The organism is Faecalibacterium longum, from assembly GCF_040094125.1.
GTDB lineage: Bacteria > Bacillota > Clostridia > Oscillospirales > Ruminococcaceae > Faecalibacterium > Faecalibacterium longum.
This window is the reverse complement of sequence record NZ_JBBNIH010000139.1, coordinates 1-17,299: the sequence shown is the minus strand read 5'-3', so window position 1 is coordinate 17,299 and position 17,299 is coordinate 1. Positions and strand designations below refer to the sequence as shown.

Here is a 17,299-nt window from a genome sequence, read left to right as displayed (position 1 = left end):
AAAAGAGGCACTGCCGCTGGCAGTGCCTCTTTTGTTATATTTGTTCTTTTTACAACGTATCTTCCCCGGGCAGCTGATTCCACAGGCGGTAGTAGACGCCCTTCTTCGCCAGCAGCTCATCGTGGGTGCCGGACTCCTCGATACCCTCTGCGCCCAGCACAAGGATTCTATCGTAGTCCTTGATGGTGGTCAGTCGGTGGGCGATGGTCAGGGTCGTGCGGCCATGGGCCAGCTTTTCGAGGCTCTGGCCCACAAGGATCTCGCTCTCGTTGTCGAGGGCGCTGGTGGCCTCGTCCAGAATGAGGATGGGCGGGTTCTTCAGGAAGACCCGCGCGATCGCAATGCGCTGCTTCTGACCGCCCGAGAGCTTGACGCCGCGCTCACCCACATAGGTATCAAAACCGTCCTTCAAGGCGCTGATAAAGCGCTCTGCGCCCGCCAGACGGGCCGCTTCAATGATCTCCTCCCGGGTCGCGCCGGGCTTGCCGTAGGCGATGTTATCCGCCACCGAACCGCTGAACAGATAGACGTCCTGCTGGACGATGCCGATGTCCTCCCGCAGGCTCTTGAGGGTGACGTGCTGGATGTCCTGCCCGTCGATGAGGATACGGCCTCCCGTCACCTCGTAGAAGCGGGGGATGAGGTTGCAGAGCGTCGTCTTGCCGCCGCCGGACGGGCCGACCAGCGCCAGACGCTCACCGGCCTTGATGTCAAGGCTTACATGGTGGAGCACCTTGTTATGGTCGTCGGGGTACTCGAAGCTGACGTCCTCGAAGCGGATGGCGCCCGGGCCGGGCTGCAGGGGCTTTGCGTCTTCGGCATCCTTGATGGTCACAGGGGTGTCCATGATCTCCGCAAAGCGCTCGATGCCGGTCATGCCGCGCTGGAACTGCTCGGCGAACTCGACGATGCGGCGGATGGTGGCGATGAGAGTGGTGACGTAGAGCATATAAGCCACCAGGTCACCGGCGGTTATCTTGCCGTACACCAGCGACAGACCGCCCGCAAGGATGACCACCAGATACATCAGGCCGTCGAAGAGGCGGGTGGAGGTGTTGAACGCAGCCATGGCGTAGTAGCCCAGCGTCTTGATGTGCTCGAAATCCTTGTTGCCCCTGGCGAATTTCTCGCGCTCTTCGTCCTCGGCGGCGAAGGCCTTCACCACGCCCTGACCCAGCAGGCTGTCCTCGATGGTGGCATTCAGCTCACCGATCTGGACGCGCTGCTGGCGGAACCGGGCGCGCAGGCGCTGGTTCAGCTTGACGGACACGACGCCCATCAGCGGCACGCAGGCGAACACGGCCAGCGTCAGCGGCACACTGGCCTGACACAGGATGAGGAAGGACGCCAGGATCTTGATGCCCGCGATGAAAAATTCCTCGGGGCAGTGGTGGGCGAACTCGGTCACGTCGAACAGGTCGTTGGTGATGCGGCCCATGATGGTGCCGACCTTGGTGTTGTTGTAGTAGGTGTGGTCGAGCTTGAGCAGGTGGTCGAAGGCGTCCCGGCGCATGTCCGTCTCGATGTGGACGCCCATGATGTGGCCGATGCCCGACATGAAATACTGCGCAGCACCGTCGATGATGCGGAGCACGAAGTACACTGCCGCCAGCTTGAGCACGATGCCCGCCGTGAGGGTGATGCCCACGCCCATGGCGGAGTTGGTGATAGTGCTCATGATCTTGGGCAGGATGATGTCGCACAGGGTGGTCATCGCCGCACAGAACAGGTCAATAAACAGAGTCTTTTTGTATTTTGCCAGATAGGGCAGAAAGCGCCGGATGAGGGCGCCGCTGCTGGTGTGCCGCACTGCGGGGTCATTAACTTTTTGCATGGTTCCTCCATTTTTAAGTTTCTGGGTTCAAACCTCTCCGTCACGCCTGCGGCGTGCCACCTCCCCTAACGAGGGGAGGCTTTGGCAGCCGGATGAAGCTTACTGGATACGCCAGAGGCTCCCCTACTAGGGGAGCTGGCGGGCGCAAGCCCGACTGAGAGGTTACTTCTTCGAATAATCTCTCTCGCCGTAAATGGCCGTCCCAACGCGCACGAGGGTCGCACCTTCGCGGATGGCGTTCTCAAAGTCGCCGCTCATGCCCATGGAGAGGGTCTCCATCTTCACGTTCTGGTACCCCCGCTCCCCGGCCTGCACGAACAGCTTGTACACCTGGGCCAGATACCGGCGGTTCTGGGCATCGTCGTCGTTGACGGGCGGGATGGCCATCAGACCCTTGACCCGGATGTGCTCTTCTGCGGCGGCAGCGTCCAGCAGAGGCCAGAGCTGTTCCGGCGAGACGCCCGACTTCGACTCCTCGCCGCCGATGTTCACTTCCAGCAGGACGTCCTGCACGATGCCGGCCTTGGCGGCTTCCTTTTCGATCGCGGCCAGCAGATGCTCGCTGTCCACGCTCTGGATGAGGCTTGCTCGGCCCAGCACCTTCTTGATTTTGTTAGTCTGCAAATGGCCGATAAAGTGACTGGGCTTGCCGCAGTAAGCACCGGCGTCGTAGTTGGCGCAAAGCTCCTGCACATGGTTCTCGCCGAACACATCGATGGCAAGGGCCGCGCTGGCGGCGACGGTGTCCGCGGTGCGGGTCTTGCAGGCCGCGCAGAGCTGCACTTCGGCGGGGTCGCGGCCTGCTTCCCGGGCCGCTGCGGCCATCTTTTCGCGGATGACCTCCACTGCCTCCCGCATCTCTTCCAGATTCTTTTCTGCCATAGAGCTCAGTCCTCCTCGGTATATTTTGCGCGCTCGCCGCCGATGAGCTTCGGGCGGGTGCGGGCGCAGAGAATGTTGGCCTCGCCGATCTTCGAAAGGCTCAGCCGCACCGGTACGGCCACCCGGCGCAGATGCATTCCGATGAGGGTGCCTCCGATGTCGATGCCTGCGTGGGCGCGGATCTCCTCCACCGCGATGGGGTCTTTGAACTGCTTCCAGCAGGTGGTGGCCCAGCTGCCGCCCGCATGGGGACGCGGCACGACGCAGACTTCCTCCCAGCCGTATTTCTCAGCGGCTTCCCGCTCAATAATGATGGCCCGGTTGAGGTGCTCACAGCACTGTGCGGCCAGCCAGATGCCGTTTTCGGCCAGCACCGGTGCGACGCCGGCGTAGACAGCCTGTGCAGCCTCAAGGCTCGAGTCCTTGCCGATGTGGCCGCCGACGATCTCGCTGGACGAGCAGCCCACCACAAAGACATCGCCCTTTTTCAGCTTTGCCTGGGCCAGCAGCTCCGTCACAGCCTGCCGCGCTTCGGTCTCGATTTGCTTTTTGAACTCTTCCGTCATAAAAAAACACCTCGTTTTATACTCTTGCAGACAGCAGGCTGGCAGAGCCTGCCGCGCCGAAATACACTTTGCTTCCCGCCGGGCACACCGCCGTGCAGCCGTCCAGCTCTCTGCCTGAGAATGTCTGCTTCCAGCTTCCGTCGGCGGTGTCCACAGCCTCGGCGCAGGGGGCGTCCGCAGGCAGCTTGAACAGCTTCTTCTGGATGTTCTCACCGGCCCGCAGGGCGATGCCCCGCAGAAGGGTGCTGTCCGCGTGCTTTTCCAGCCAGCCGCTGCGGGTCCAGCGGTAGCTGATATAGAGAGTGCCGTCCTCGTCCAGCGCCAATGCGCCGGGGTATCCCGGCAGGCCGGACACAAAGCTCCCGCAGTTTTTGCCGCCGGCGGTCAGCTCCCGGGCGTCGGCGTCCACACTCCAGATGCAGCGATTCCCGAGGTCAGAAACGTACAGCGTTCGGCCATCCTCCGAGAGGGCCAGACCAGCCGCACCGGCCACGCCTCCCAGCACCTGTTCCACTGTCCGGGCCGACGGGTCATACACATAGACGCAGCCCGTGCCGGTGTGGGCGATGAGCTCGGTGCGGAGAGCGCTTTCCAGCCCGTTTTTCGCAGCGGCTTCGGTGGACACGGCGAAATAGACCTTCCCGTCCGGGCCGGTCTCCACCGCCGACAGCACACCCAGCGGTGCGCCGTCGATTTGGGTCACCACCTGTTCCACTGAGGTTCCCCAGCTGTCATGCCGGGCGCGGCAGAGCGCCCCGCCGGAGGACGTCACCACCGTCAGCCACAAGTCGCCGTCGGCGTCGAAGGCAAAGCTGGTCAACTCGCCCTCCACCGACAGGATGGCCGCGTAGTGTCCGCCGTCGGTGCGGACAAGGTCGCTCTGACGCTTTTTCATGGCCGCACCGTTGTAGGCAGCAGCGTAGACAAGGCCGTCCTGGGTACGGACGCAGTCCACGCCCAGATAGCCGCCCAGCTTCCAGCTGTCCTTGCTGTCGGCGGAGAGAGCCGTCTGCGCGGCGCCGGTGTCCTGCCGCACATCCGGGGCGGTGTAGGCCTTCGGCGGCGTATCGATGGGCCGCAGCAGCAGGCCGTACGCCAGCGCCGCCAGCATCAGCAGGGCAAAGATGTTGCTGGCCACCCGGAAGCGGGTCATCAGAGCTTCCCGCTCGATGGCGGCCTGTGCTTCCAGCTGGGCTTTCCGGCGGGCAGCGGCGGCAGACGTACGCTGGGCGCGGCGGAGCCACCGGTCCACAAAGAGGGCCACGTTCGGCCCCACCGTGATGGATGCAATGAAGAGGAGCAGTACCAGCTCTACGAATCCAATGCGCATGAACAGTTTTTCCTTTGTATTTGTCAGATTTCGGGGAAGTCTTTTATCATTGTAGTATAGCACACTTCGGCTTTTCTGCGCAAGATGAGGCCGAGCTTGACAGCCCCCGAAGCGGCCCCTTATAATCAGGGCAGACACGAAACGCACCCACTGGGATGTTTTCCCAAAAAATCTACTCAAACTTCACAAAAATTCCTAATTGATAGGGTATGATAGACTTAAACGCAGTATACAGTTCCGCCGGGCTGACTCTGAGCAGCCTCCGGCGCTTGGGAGATAGAAGCTTTTAGGAGGAATGCCTTATGGCAAAAATTCTTATCGTTGACGACGAGCCCCGCATCCGGGAGCTCATCCGGGAGAATTTACAGTATTCGGGCTACACCTGCGAGGAGGCAGGGGACGGCTCTGCCGCCCTGTCGCTGCTCACCGGCGGCGGCTACGATTTGGTCATCCTCGATTTGATGATGCCCTTCATGGACGGCATGACCTGCCTGCGGGAGATGCGCACTCGCCGCATCAACACCCCCGTCATCATCCTGACAGCCCGCGGCGAGGAGTACGACAAGCTTGCCGGCCTCGAGGGCGGCGCTGACGACTATGTGGTCAAACCCTTCTCCCCCCGGGAGCTGGTGGCCCGTGTCAAGGCTGTGCTCAACCGCACCATGCCCCGCACCGAGGCTTCTGACAGCACCATGACCTTTGGGGAGCTGTCCATCGACACGGCCAGCCACACCGTCAAGGTGTCGGGCGAGGAAGTGAGCCTCACGCCCAAGGAGTTCGATTTGCTGGTCTTTCTGGCCTCCAACAAGGGAATCGCCCTCAGCCGCGAAAAAATTCTGCAGAAGGTGTGGAACTACGACTACTTCGGCGAGGACCGCACCGTGGACACCCACGTCAAGATGCTGCGCGGTCATCTGGGCAAGTGCCGCGGCTACATCGCCACTGTCTGGGGCATCGGCTACAAGTTCGACCCCGACGCGGCGCGTTAAGCGGAGGCTCTGCTCTTCATGCGGCAAACGAGCAAAACACGGCGCACCATCGGCATCCGGGGCCAGCTCATGGGCTTTCTGTGCTTCATCTGCCTTTTGCTGGTGGGGCTGTTCTGGTTTCTGAGCACCCAGCTGCTGGAGCCCCTCTACACCACCCATATCCAGAAGCAGCTCACCGAGCAGGCTGAGGCCATCGTGGCCCGGATGGACGAGGCCATCGGGAAGGGCGAGACCCTCTCCTACTGGGCCTTCGGCAGCCGGCTGTACGTCAACAACACCTTCTTCAACGCGCTGCAGGACGACATCTTCGAGCTGGGCGGGATGAGCAGCTTCTGCATCGACATCTCCGACACCACCCTGCGGCAGATCTTCAAGGTGGATAACCTGGCCTACTGCAACCTTCACCGCACCCGCCCCACCGACACTGCCGACGAGCAGACCGCCTACACCACGGCCCGCGCCATGCGGCAGCTCTGCCGGGAGAGCGGCGGCACAGTGGTGCGGAAGATAAACCCGCCCACGCCCTCCGGCTCCGTCCAGCTGATGGTGGGCCGGATGACCTCCGACGGAAATTACACTGTGCTGGTGACTACCAGCCTGATGCATGTGGCCGAGGCCGGCAAGGTGCTCAGCACCGTTCTGCCGCTGGCTGCGGCCCTCATTTTCGCGTTCTCGATGTCGGCGGCATGGTTGTTCAGCGAGTGGTTCACAAAGCCTCTGCGGGCTCTCTCCGGGGCTGCGCGGCAGGTGGCACAGGGCAACTACGCCGTCCATGTGGACTCGGTGCGGAACGACGAGCTGGGCGACCTTGCTCAGGAGTTCAACCACATGGCAAAAGAGGTCCAGCACGCCTCCCAGATGCAGCGCGACCTGCTGGCCAACGTCTCCCACGACCTGCGCACTCCGCTCACTCTCATCAAGGGCTATGCCGAGACGGTGCGCGATTTGACCGGCGACGACAAGAAGCACCGCGACGAGCAGATGAACATCATCGTGGACGAGACCGACCGCCTGACGGCCCTTGTTTCCAGCGTCATGGAGCTGAGCAAGGTCACGAGCGGCGCACTCAAGTGCGAGAAGGTCCACTTCGACATGGGCCAGCTTTGCGACGAGGTGAGCGAGCGTTACGACGCCGTCTGCGCCCAGAACGGCTGGCAGCTCAAGCTGGAAATCCCTGACGAAGAACTGCCGGTCTGTGCCGACCCCGACATGATGCAGCGCGCTCTGCATAACCTTTTGGGCAACGCCATGCACCACATCGGCGAAGACGGCATCTTCGTGCTGCGAGCGCTGCGCTGCCCCGAGGGCGTCCGGGTGGAGGTGGAAGACCACGGCCCCGGCATCTCCGCCGAGGACCTGCCCTATATCTTCGACCGCTACTACCGCTCCCGCTCCGACGCAGGCAAGCAGGGGACCGGCCTCGGCCTCTCCATCACCAAAGCTATTTTCCAGCAGCACGGTTTCCGCTTCGGCGTCCACAGCACTGTGGGCAAAGGCACTGTATTCTGGTTCATCATGACCGATACCGAAGATGCAGCTGCACAATAAAGCTGCCGACATTTTGTCTTTTCTTCCAAGATCGTATTTCTCTCTTGATGTTTTTTCTTCGACGCCTATAATCAAGTTGGATTCAATTTATTGCATCGTGTAATACAGGAGGAAAGAATATGAAGCCCTGTCCGCATTTTCTGAAAAGATTCGCAGTTCTGGCAGCTGCCTCACTGATTCTGAGCGCGGTCACTTTAAGTGCCAGTGCCGCAGCAGCTCCCGTAAAGTATGAAGAAAAGCGTTCCACTGTTACCACTGTCGATGGCGCACAGAAAAAGGAAGATCTGGCTGTGACCGTCGAATATCAGATCGGCTCCACCTCTATCCGGGCTTATACTGTAGAAAAGGATGAGGTCATCGGTGTATCAAAGGACATGTGGTCTCTTTATGGTGCCTTTACTTCTGATTGGATCACCGATGGCACCTATACCCTCTCTCAGCCGCTGAACAGTGTGGAACAGATCACTGTAAGCGTTCCTTACGGCGACACAGCCCGCACGAACGAGAGTTATTTTGTATTCCATGTTCCCGAAGGCACCGTCGTCACTACTCCTTCCTGGAGTTATAACATGGACCTTTATAAGGGCAAGACTATTGCAGATGTAAAAGCCGTAGTGGAAGCCGGTCAGGACCCCAATACCCTCATTGACATTGAGGACGATTATGACCCCTTCGAGACCGATGTTGAATATACCGACACTTCTGCGATTTATCACCTCCGTAAAGGTTACCTCTACCGCGTAAGCGTCAGCTCCACCGAAGAGTCTTTCCCTGTTCCGGAGAACTTCTATTTCTGTGTAGATTAAACAACGACCAAAAACAGGAGCGGAAAGCTGCAGGCTTTCCGCTCCTGTTTTTTCATGCCGCATTTTCTCTCTGGCAGTACACCACCACCCTCGCTTTTCCGCCGGGAGTACAGGTGTAGAGCACGAGAGGACAGCCGCCCTCCCGCAGGGCTTCGGGTTCTTCGGGCGAGACCTGCGCAGTCCGCTCCACAGTGTACACTGCCTCAGCGCCGTCCTGTGAAGTGAAACGCACCTCGTCGCCCTCGGAAAGGCTGCTCAGCCGCCCGAAGTGCGATTTGTAATTGTGAGCCGCGATGACAAGGTCTCCGCCCGCCGTACTGCCGCATTGACGGCAGGGCGAGACCTTGAGGTTCGCTTTGCTCCACTCGGTCTGCACCGGCAGTTCCAAGCCCAGAGCCGGGATGGTCAGCACCCCCAGATACTCCCGCTCGATGCTTGACGCCGGGGTTTCCGAAGCCGATTCCGGCTCGGACTCTGCATCTTCCGTGGGCAGGCTTTCCGCACTGTCTGCGGGCTGTTCTGTCTCCGACACTGCCGCGATGCTCTGGCTCTGGCGCAGCTGGCTCACCGCCGAAGCGGCCTGAGCGCCTGCCCTTGCATCCTCGAGCCGGTCGTAGACGTAGAGGCAGACCGCTGCCAGCACCAAAGCGCTTCCCAGCATCAGGCAGAGCCGCTCCGGCACCAGCCTACGCATCGTGTCTGCGCTTCCGGCTCAGCCAGAGGCCCACCGCCACGAGGGCGATGCCCCCGCCTGCCAGCACCGGCACGGGCCAGAGCAGCTGGCCGGTCTGGATGAGGGTCCCCACCGGTTCCGGCTCCGCAGCCGGGATGACTTCATCCGGCATCTCTGCTGAGGGTGTCGGCGGGCGGATGACCGTTATCTCGCCCGGCTGGTCCACCGGCTTCGGGATCGGCGTCGGCTTATCCGGCACATAAGGCGGCGTCACCGGTGGGGGAAGGGGGTCGGTGCTGCGGTAGCTGTTCTTGAAGAGCAGTTCCGTCTTTGCCCCGTCGTCCCCATCCCGCCGGACAGACACGTGTCCTTTCAGCTCACCGTCGGTGTCCCACGCCACCATGACTTTCAGGTAAAAGACGGTGTCGTCGTAGTCGGCCCGTTTCCGTCCGCCTGCGTCCTGAATGACCGTATACTCGTATATGCCGGGCGCGGTGTAGACGATGGTATCAAAAGTCTTCGTCAGGGTCTTGTCGTCGGCGGCGCGGCAGTCCCGGGCCGGAAAATCCAGCTCAGCCTCGTCGTCACAGCCTTCCGGCATCGGCGCGCCGTCCAACGCGGTCAGCCGCACCGTCAGCGTCTCGTCCGCTGCCTCTCCGGTGCAGCGGACGGACGCCTCCAGTTCCAGCTCCGCCCGCTGGTCTGCGGCCAGAGCAGGCAGGGCAGCACTTACCGCAAGCGCTGCTGCCAGCAGGGCCGCTGCCATTTTCGGGAGCCTTCTCATGATAAGCTCTCCTCCTTTCCGTTTTGCAGGTCTGACATTGGTTCCATCCGGGCCAGCACCACCGTCCGCGCATCGGTGTACTCCCCCGAGCAGGTAGCCATCGCCAGGAACTGCGCTCCTTCCGGCTCCTCTTCCAGCGCACGGAGGGCCTGTGCATCCATCTGAAGGGCATTCTCCTCCACAAAGGGGAGCAGCCCGCCTGCGTCCGAGCGCCACTTGCCCGGGGCAAAGATGGCCTGTTCCGACGCAGGCACTACAAGGCAGGCTAGCACTTCCAGCCGATAGCTCCCGCCGGGCAGCGTCAGGGTGCCGGTGGTGTTCTGGCGGAAGAATGCTCCGTCCTTGTATTTGTCGAGGTCGCCGAACATCCGCCCGTTCTCCATATGGTGGCCGTAGAGCAGGGAATACCGCCCGCTGAAGTCCGCGTCGCAGTCAACATCCAGAAAGATGCTGCCCGCCAGCGCAAAGCTGCCGTAGACGTCGGTGTTCAGATAGGTGAAATTGCTCTCGCCCTGCACCACCGGGTAGTCGATGGCCGTACCGTCCAGCGTCAGCCACCCGCAGACATCGGGGTTGATGTCCCGCAGCTGGCCGAAGGAGAGGCTGTTGTCCTCCTGCGGCTGGGGCTTGAAGGCCAACAGCCCGGCCTGCACATTGTCGGCAGCGGCGTACACCCGGCTGTTGTCCCACAGCGCATAGCCCGACCAGACCACCGCCAGCAGCACCAGCAGGGCCGTCACCCCGTCCAGCAGGCCGTTCGCCGCCCGCAGGGCCATCTTCTGCCACCGGATGTTCCTCACCTCCCTTGCCTTATTTCCTCCGCGCTTACTTCTGATGGCGGCGGCGCAGGGTCAGCAGCAGCCCGACGCCCGCAGCACCCGTCAGGGTGAAGAGATAGGGTGCGCTGTCCAGCACCACACCGGCATCCACGGTGCCTCCCTTGGTGTTGGTGAAGTTCGCCTGCTCGACCGCCTCATCTACTTCGCCCTCGGTGCCTGTCTCCGTCGTCATATAGTCTGCGACCGGCGTCTCAGACACCTTGTACTCGACACCGTAGGGCAGGTTCTCGATGTGGATGGTGTCGTCGTCTTTCAGATAGAAGGTGGCTTTTGTCGTCTCGCCGGGCCTGATCTCGATCGAGTCGGGGTTCGCGTCATAGCTGCCGCCGGTGATGGCGTAGCTGTCCTGATAGGTCTTGCCCTCCTCGCCGGTCAGCTGCACCGTGAACTCGAAGTATTTGTCCTTATTGCCCATGATGCCCTCGACGTCCTTGTGGACTTCCAGCTCACCGGCAGAGTAGAGGTTGTCGAAGTCGTCCTTTTTGCCCTCGCCGGTGGACTCCGGGTCCTCGGTGTGGACAGCGGCAATTCGGAGCTTGCCGTCCTGCTCGATGACCGTTACCCGCAGCAGGATGGCGTCGCCGTAGTAGGTCACGCCTGCGCTGTTGCCCGCCACCTCATGGATGATGTAGGTGTAGACACCCACGCTGTCGTACTTGGGCAGCTGAATTTCGATCTGCCTGGTCTTGTTCGCACTGCCGGCTTCGCCCTGTGCGTAGGTCACGTCGCCGACAGACGGCATATAATCTGCGGCTTCAATGCCCTCCGATGCGTCGGTCACGGTACCCGGGTCGATCGTAAACGTAAAGGTCTCTTCCGGGGAGAGCGTACCCGTGTTGGCCAGCTCGTAGTTTTTGGTGAGATACACCCGGGACATATCCTCATACGGAGGGCCTTGCACCTGTGCCGCAAAGGCGGGCATGACGTTGACGCCCATGGCCAGAGAGATGGAAAGCACACCTGCGAGAAGCTTTTCTACCTTGTTCTGTTTCATCCTAGAGTTCCTCCTATGTTGTCTTGTATGGTTTTTGGCGGCTCAGAGCCTCCGCCGCCGGATGAGGGTGATGACTTTTGCCTTGACCGCACTGCACTGCACCGGGCCGAAGTCACGGCTGTCCTCGGCCTGTGTGCGGCAGTCGCCCAGAATGAAGACGCTGTCCTCCGGCACAGCGTAGGGGTAGCTGAGCAGAGATTTGGGGTAGGTGGGGTAGAGGATGCCGCCGCCCTGTGCCGAGCCGTTGACCTCCACAACGCCGCTCTCGCTCAGGGTCACGATGTCCCCGCCCCGGGCCAGCACGCGGCCCACCCGCAGCGTTCCCGAGCGCTCATATACCACGACATCATTCTTGGCATAGTCTTTTTCCAGCCGGATGCCCAGCACGAGGTCGCCGTCCTTCACGGCGGGGAACATTTCGTTGCCGGACACCTGCGTCACCAGATACACTTGCGTCAGAAGCACCCAGAGCACGGCGGCGAACACCGCCAGCCGCACCGCCAGACTGCGCACTTCCCGCAGCAGGGGGCTTTTTTCCGGCTTCGCCGGTCCAGACAGGTTCGCTTCCGGCGTCCCGGGCGGGGCCTCCGGGGCAAGTGCCTCGTTTGGTTCCTTCACTCATCTTCCTCCTTCTTTCTGTTTTTGCAGCCCAGAACGGCCGCACCGGCACACAGCATCAGCGGCAGCCCGAAGAAGTCTGTCTCCACGCCGGTGTCCGGGTCTATATCGGCCAGAACGTAGTGGGCATAGAAATTGACGACGCCGTTTTCCAGCTCTTCGTCGGTGGGCTCATAGCCCTCTTCCCACTCGTCCTGCGATACCTTTTCCTTCGGGTCCGGCTCATCCGTCACCGAACCGGGGAGCTCTTTGTACCAGCCGTCGAAAACGTAGCGCGCACCGCCGATGTCGAGCTCTTTTTCGATGTCCGCCGTCGTCTCTTCCACCCGCTCGCCGCTCTGGTACTCGCGGCTTTCCCGGATGCTGTAGTCATCCTCGCCCGGGGCGCGGACGTTGAACCGGGCCGTGAAGTTTTTCCTGCTCTTGACGCTGATGATGCAGTCGATGTGCTTATCCGGTTCTGTCCCGTTGTTGCGCGAGATCTTGTACGGCGTCACCACGATGCTCTCCAAATCTTCCTGCGTCAGCCCTTCGACGCCGGTAGCCTCTTCGATGGTGTCCTTATATTCGTCCCATATCTCATCGACGACCTCGTCCCAGTAGTCATCGCCCGGTTTCAGCGACCATGCGTCGCCAATCGCGCCGCCCGGCCACGATACAACATAGTCTGACACATTTGTCAGGATGTTCTTGCCGTTATCTTCCCATGCCGCGCCGTAGGTCTTCACCTTGCCGACCCACTTGCACTCGCTGTTGTCCGGCGCCCACTGGCTGGGGTCATTGCTGCCGGGCAGACTGGTGGGGGTCTTGAGCAGGAAGACTGCCGCCGACTCTTCCTGAGTCCAATCCCCCCAGCCCGGTGCATCCTCATCAAGTTCGTCCGCAGGCAGGGCGTTTTTGTCCTCGGCTATGCTGTCGTCAGCCAAGTCGGCATCTTCCTCAGAGAATCTGTCTTTTTCGGGCTGCTCTGCCTCATCCAGAGGCGTTTCATCCTCGGCGGCAGGCCGTTCTTCCGACAGCTCCGGCAGAACGGCGATGTCTTCCTCCTCGTCTAAAACGGGCTCTTCCTGCTGGGCCTCATCGTCGGTGAAACAGGCGTAGAGGCTGCACTCGCTGTCCGCTTCCGGCCAGAGCAGTCCTTCATCCGGCACGAAGCGGATCGCCGTCCCTTCGTCGTCCCGGCTGTACCAGAAGCGGAAGCTCTTTCCCTCCACCTCCGGCTCTTCGGGCATCAGAAGCTCTTCGCCGCTGCCCACGGTCTGTTCCGCGTAGGGCAGGCCGCCGTCGGCCTCGTCCGACTCGCTGAGCCAGAAGAGATAGGTCCTCTCAAAATGCTCGTCCGCTTTGACGGCCCCGCTGTCCGGCGTCGGCGTCTCGTCGGACAGCCCGATGTCGTCGAGCCCGTCCACCACGACGGGGATGCCGCCTTCTGCGGGCAGAAGCACCGGCTCGTCTGTCCGGATGTCCTCTTCTTCGTCCCAGGCAGGCTCGTCCTCTATTTCCTCGTCCCATGTCTGGTCCGGCACGCTGTCCGTCCGCTCCGGCCCCTCGGCAAATGCGGGCAGCAGACAGCCGCACAGCAGCACCAGCACGATGCACAGTGCTGCGGCGCGCAGTGTCAGCCGCCTCCGTTCCAGTCGATTCCGCATACAACAGCCCTCCTTCATTCTCGCTCCCGGCGGGGATGCCGCCCTTTGCGTTATCAGGATACCGTTTACCGGACACGAAGGATGTCATTGCGTGCCAGTGCAAAAAATTTTGCGCATGAAAAAACCGCCGCCGGGGCCTTTCGACTCCGGCAGCGGTCTGCTGTCTCCGAATTTTCGGTTTTCAGGTGCGGGTGGTGGCTTCCATGCAGTGCTCGGAGGGGGCGTAATATTCCATCAGAGCAATGTAATTCTCACAGTGGTGGCAGAACGCCGCCCGGATGGCGTCGTCGGGCGCGCTCTTCATTGCCACGAACATCAGGATGTACTTTGCAATGAGGCTCACAGCCTCGCTCTCGAGGCCATAGCAAAGGCCCACGGCCAGGATCGGCACGACGATCTGCTGCGCACGGATGGGGATATTCTCCGCATCGACCCGCTTGAGCACGGCACGGCTCATGGTGGATGCCGCCCAGACGGCGCGGGAGATCTTCCAGTAATCCATGTTCTTCAGATGGGTGAGGGTGCGCAGCCGCTGGATGACCTCGCCGTCGTCCAGAACTTTGTTCTGCGTGACCTCCTCCTCCGAGCGGATGAAGGCACACTGTATCATGTCCATCAGGGCGGCTTCGTATTTTTCATGGTAGTTCTCGCGGGAGATGAAGTACTCCTCCATACGGAGCATGACTTCGTTCGTCTCTTTGTCGGTCGCCAGCCAGCTGAAGTCCAGCGGCGTCGGGCCGAAATCGTTCTTGCCCATCTCGTTCAGGTCTTCCAGCTCTTCCTCGTTCCGGGTGGAGGGAAGGAAGCGGTCGTTGCCGTTCCGGTTGAAGCTCCACTCTTCGGGCAGAAGATGCGGCACGATGTCGCCGCTGGAGATGATGTTGAAGATGTTGCTCTCGCCCCAGCTCTTTTTCAGGCTGCCGTCGGCGTTGTGGTTGTTGTCGTAGTCCTGCTGCAAGTCGGGGTAGTCCTGCGGGCCGAGGGCCACCGGTGTCGCAAAGGTGTAGACGAAGACATTCTCCCGTTCCAGTCCGGGCAGCTCCTTGTTGACACGGGCAGCCAAAAGGTTCGCCACTGCCGCACCGCGGCTGTAGCCGCCCATCCAGAGCTTGACGACGCCCAGTCCCCCCTTTTGCTGAGCTGCCGCCAGATAGTTCTTCAAATCGGCAAACACCTCATGCACCGGGATGATGAAGCCGCTGTGGGCATGGCCCGCGCCGGTGTGCAGATTGCTCACCCACTCGCCGCCGTAACCGCCGCCGCGCAGGATGAGCGCCACGATGGTGGTGCGCTTCCCGTTCAGGGTGATGGTCTTGCGGGCCGTGGACCAGCCCACGAAGTCGCCCGCCTTGCCCACATCGACATCATAATAGCGGTATTTCACGTCGCCGAATCCCAGCTTGGTATAGGCTGCGTCGAGGCTGTTCTCGCGGCCCACATCCCCGTTGGCCCAGTATTTCGCATCGCTGGCCCATGTATTGAAAGCAGCCGTCACCATGCCCAGCGTCGCCAGCGCCAGCTGGTGGTCGTACTGGATGGAGGTGTGTGCAAAAAAACTGTCGCTGTAGTAATATTCGTGCTCGATGTCCATCTGGCTCAGCTCGCTGCGGAAGGACATTGTATAATTGCCCGCCGGGACTGCCCGGCCCACCGTCTGGCTTTTTGCCGCTGCCTCAGCCCGGGGCAGTGCCAGCCCGGGCGCAAGAGCTGCACTGCAAACCAGCGCTTTACAGAAATCACGTCGTTTCATGGTCTTTCCCCCTTGCTGCTTTCATAAACCTCTGACATTTCTATCGTATAGAGGATTTGCTATAGTATACCGTATTTTTCCAGCGGATTCAATCATCAACTCTGCCGATTGGGTATGTAAAAACCGGACAGCATCACTGCTGCCCGGTCATTTTCGTATTCTCAGAGAAGCTGCGGGTCCATCTGGCGGCAGAAGTCCACGATGTGGCGGAACATCTGCTCGACCGCCGGAGCCATCGCCGTAGGGCGCTGGACAGCCAGACCCACCACCCGGTACTCTTCCGGCTCGATGGGGTAGATCTTGACCGCCGCCGTGCAGCTGCGCAGCAGCATCCGGGGCATGATGGAGATGCCGAGGCCCGCCTCCACCATGGCGATGTTGGACTGGTCGTCGATGACGTGGCAGCGGCGCTCGGTGGAGATGGAGTATTTCTTGAGGAACTGGCGCATCTCGGCGTCGGTGGCGTCGCACTGGACGACAAAGCTCTGGCCGTTCATCAGCTCCGGCGTCATAATGCCGTTTGGCGGTTCGGGCCAGTCCTGCGGTACGATGCAGAGCAGCGGCTCACGGAACAGCTCGGTCAGGTTGAACTCTTCGCGGCAGGTGGCGGACAGGAAGGCCAGGTCCACCTGACCGGTGCGCAGCCACTCCTTCACATCGTCGTAAGTACCCTGATAGACCTCGACTTCGATCTGGGGGTAGCTTGCCATGAAGCTCTTGAGGATCTGGGGCAGCAGGCCGGCGCAGACCGAGTTGAATGCACCCAGCTTCACCTTGCCCTTTTCCAGGCCGTTGAGGCGGGCGATGCTCTGCTGCAGGGCCTCGTCGCTGTTGAGCACCGCCCGGATGGACGGGTAGAGCGAAGCGCCATAGCTGGTCATGGTCACGCCGTTTTTGCCGCGGTTGAATAAGGTAAAACCAAGCTCAGCCTCCATCACCGCGATGGCATGGCTGATGGCAGAGGGGGTCAGATGCAGCTGCTGGGCCGCTTTGTTAAAGCTGCCCTGACGCGCGACTGCATCGAAAATTTCGTAAGAAAACAGCGTCATGTCCCTAGCCTCCTTCCGTTTTTCAGTTCGGAGACGCCCGTTCTTCTGTGAATCTTTTTCACCTTGAGGATGTCTTGCATCAATTTTCTTTTTGAGTGTACTATCCTATCTCCGCTTTGTCAAGCATCCAAACCTTAATTTTGGACGTTGAGCCAAATTTCTGCTTTTGAAACGCCATTTATAAGGTATATTGCGCCCTTTTCCGTTCCAGCATTTTCCTGTTTTGAACAAAAAGACCGTCAGCCCTCCATCCCGGAAAGCCGTCGGTCTTCTGCGTTCTACAGATGTTTTTACTCGAGCACCGGCAGCAGGCTCATCTTAATGCGGCCCTGCGCCGTGACGCCGTGGAGACCGTTCTTGTCGAGGCGGAAGCTCTCGCCTGCGTTCAGCTCATAATTCTTCTGAATCTTCTTCATTTTTGTACCTCTGACCTCTAAAATTTTTAAAAAAATCATAGGTACAAGCCCCAAAAGCCCATATAAAACAAAAAAGACGACAAACCGTTTCTCTCAACGATTTATCGTCCTTTTGGTGCGCTCGAGGGAACTCGAATCCCTGGCCCTCTGATTAAAAGAATCCAAGGTGCATCATTCGTCAAATTTCAAAAGTTCGAAGAAGCATTATTTTTATCGTATCATCGCAAAACGTGCCTTTGCACACACCGCATTATTTGCATACAGTGTAATGCTTTGCAACCGTTATCCAGCTATTCAGGTGTGCAAAAAGTGTGCAAAAATGTGCAGACGGGCAAAACAAAGCCCAATGGACAAATCAACCACCGGTTTTATGGCAGGGTTTAGGACATCCGAACAGATACCGTTTGATATAGAAATGAGGTTCACCATGAACAAACTGCTTTCCTGCCGCTTCAATATGGACACCAACCGGGTGGAAGCCCGGTTCGAGGATGGCACCACCCTTGCCATCGACTGCATCGCCGTCGAGGATGAGTACGGCAACACCCCGGCACAGCGGGCAGAACTGGACT

General features: G+C 60.4%; 17 protein-coding genes. 4 read left to right on the top strand and 13 right to left on the bottom strand.

The window, feature by feature from the left end; genetic code table 11:
* Positions 1 to 49: 49 nt before the first annotated feature.
* From AAAU26_RS08490 to AAAU26_RS08475, 4 genes are all read right to left on the bottom strand, one after another.
* Positions 50 to 1,834 carry an ABC transporter ATP-binding protein gene (locus tag AAAU26_RS08490; protein ID WP_158402939.1) on the bottom strand — a complete coding sequence of 595 codons (1,785 nt, stop codon included), beginning with the start codon at positions 1,832 to 1,834 and terminating at the stop codon, positions 50 to 52.
* A 162-nt stretch (positions 1,835 to 1,996) separates the two neighbouring features.
* On the bottom strand, positions 1,997 to 2,716 hold the full coding sequence (locus AAAU26_RS08485) for a YggS family pyridoxal phosphate-dependent enzyme (RefSeq protein ID WP_227619527.1): 720 nt from the start codon (positions 2,714 to 2,716) through the stop codon (positions 1,997 to 1,999).
* A gap of 5 nt (positions 2,717 to 2,721) precedes the next feature.
* The gene (locus AAAU26_RS08480; RefSeq protein ID WP_015565983.1) at positions 2,722 to 3,282 is read right to left on the bottom strand and encodes a TIGR01440 family protein; all 561 of its coding nucleotides are present in this window, start codon (positions 3,280 to 3,282) and stop codon (positions 2,722 to 2,724) included.
* A gap of 16 nt (positions 3,283 to 3,298) precedes the next feature.
* Complete coding sequence (locus AAAU26_RS08475; RefSeq protein ID WP_227619526.1) at positions 3,299 to 4,612, bottom strand: SMP-30/gluconolactonase/LRE family protein; 1,314 nt, start codon at positions 4,610 to 4,612, stop codon at positions 3,299 to 3,301.
* A gap of 302 nt (positions 4,613 to 4,914) precedes the next feature.
* Here AAAU26_RS08475 and AAAU26_RS08470 point away from each other — a divergent pair, with 302 nt between their 5' ends.
* The 3 genes from AAAU26_RS08470 (at position 4,915) to AAAU26_RS08460 (ending at position 7,955) form a co-directional block, all read left to right on the top strand.
* Entirely contained in the window at positions 4,915 to 5,601 is a 687-nt protein-coding gene (locus tag AAAU26_RS08470) for a response regulator transcription factor (RefSeq protein WP_149795128.1), read from the top strand.
* Positions 5,602 to 5,619: 18 nt separating this feature from the next.
* Positions 5,620 to 7,149, top strand: coding sequence for a sensor histidine kinase (locus tag AAAU26_RS08465; protein ID WP_227619525.1), 1,530 nt, complete (start codon positions 5,620 to 5,622; stop codon positions 7,147 to 7,149).
* Between the two features lie 119 nt (positions 7,150 to 7,268).
* The gene (locus AAAU26_RS08460; protein WP_227619524.1) at positions 7,269 to 7,955 is read left to right on the top strand and encodes a hypothetical protein; all 687 of its coding nucleotides are present in this window, start codon (positions 7,269 to 7,271) and stop codon (positions 7,953 to 7,955) included.
* Positions 7,956 to 8,007: 52 nt separating this feature from the next.
* Here AAAU26_RS08460 and AAAU26_RS08455 read toward each other — a convergent pair whose 3' ends face one another.
* The 9 genes from AAAU26_RS08455 to AAAU26_RS08415 all read right to left on the bottom strand — a co-directional run bounded on the left by AAAU26_RS08455 (position 8,008) and on the right by AAAU26_RS08415 (position 16,727).
* Positions 8,008 to 8,649 (bottom strand): sortase, encoded by a 642-nt coding sequence (locus AAAU26_RS08455; protein WP_227619523.1) that lies wholly within the window; start codon positions 8,647 to 8,649, stop codon positions 8,008 to 8,010.
* Entirely contained in the window at positions 8,642 to 9,412 is a 771-nt protein-coding gene (locus AAAU26_RS08450) for a Spy0128 family protein (protein WP_227619522.1), read from the bottom strand. Before AAAU26_RS08450 ends, AAAU26_RS08455 begins: the two co-directional genes overlap by 8 nt.
* On the bottom strand, positions 9,409 to 10,212 hold the full coding sequence (locus AAAU26_RS08445; RefSeq protein WP_227619521.1) for a class B sortase: 804 nt from the start codon (positions 10,210 to 10,212) through the stop codon (positions 9,409 to 9,411). The genes AAAU26_RS08450 and AAAU26_RS08445 overlap by 4 nt, the downstream gene beginning before the upstream one ends.
* Before the next feature lie 25 nt (positions 10,213 to 10,237).
* Entirely contained in the window at positions 10,238 to 11,245 is a 1,008-nt protein-coding gene (locus AAAU26_RS08440) for a DUF7601 domain-containing protein (protein WP_227619520.1), read from the bottom strand.
* Between the two features lie 42 nt (positions 11,246 to 11,287).
* Positions 11,288 to 11,863, bottom strand: a complete 576-nt coding sequence (gene lepB / locus AAAU26_RS08435) for a signal peptidase I (RefSeq protein WP_227619519.1) — start codon at positions 11,861 to 11,863, stop codon at positions 11,288 to 11,290.
* A complete protein-coding gene (locus AAAU26_RS08430) occupies positions 11,860 to 13,512 on the bottom strand; it encodes an InlB B-repeat-containing protein (protein WP_227619518.1) in 1,653 nt (550 codons plus the stop codon). Before AAAU26_RS08430 ends, lepB begins: the two co-directional genes overlap by 4 nt.
* A 181-nt stretch (positions 13,513 to 13,693) precedes the next feature.
* Positions 13,694 to 15,262 carry a lipase family protein gene (locus AAAU26_RS08425; protein WP_227619517.1) on the bottom strand — a complete coding sequence of 523 codons (1,569 nt, stop codon included), beginning with the start codon at positions 15,260 to 15,262 and terminating at the stop codon, positions 13,694 to 13,696.
* Between the two features lie 161 nt (positions 15,263 to 15,423).
* The gene (locus AAAU26_RS08420) at positions 15,424 to 16,311 is read right to left on the bottom strand and encodes a LysR family transcriptional regulator (protein ID WP_158395855.1); all 888 of its coding nucleotides are present in this window, start codon (positions 16,309 to 16,311) and stop codon (positions 15,424 to 15,426) included.
* Positions 16,312 to 16,601: 290 nt separating this feature from the next.
* The gene (locus AAAU26_RS08415; protein WP_265104272.1) at positions 16,602 to 16,727 is read right to left on the bottom strand and encodes a hypothetical protein; all 126 of its coding nucleotides are present in this window, start codon (positions 16,725 to 16,727) and stop codon (positions 16,602 to 16,604) included.
* A gap of 415 nt (positions 16,728 to 17,142) precedes the next feature.
* Here AAAU26_RS08415 and AAAU26_RS08410 point away from each other — a divergent pair.
* On the top strand, positions 17,143 to 17,299 hold a 157-nt coding region (locus tag AAAU26_RS08410), incomplete at its 3' end, for a DUF6061 family protein (RefSeq protein WP_349181012.1).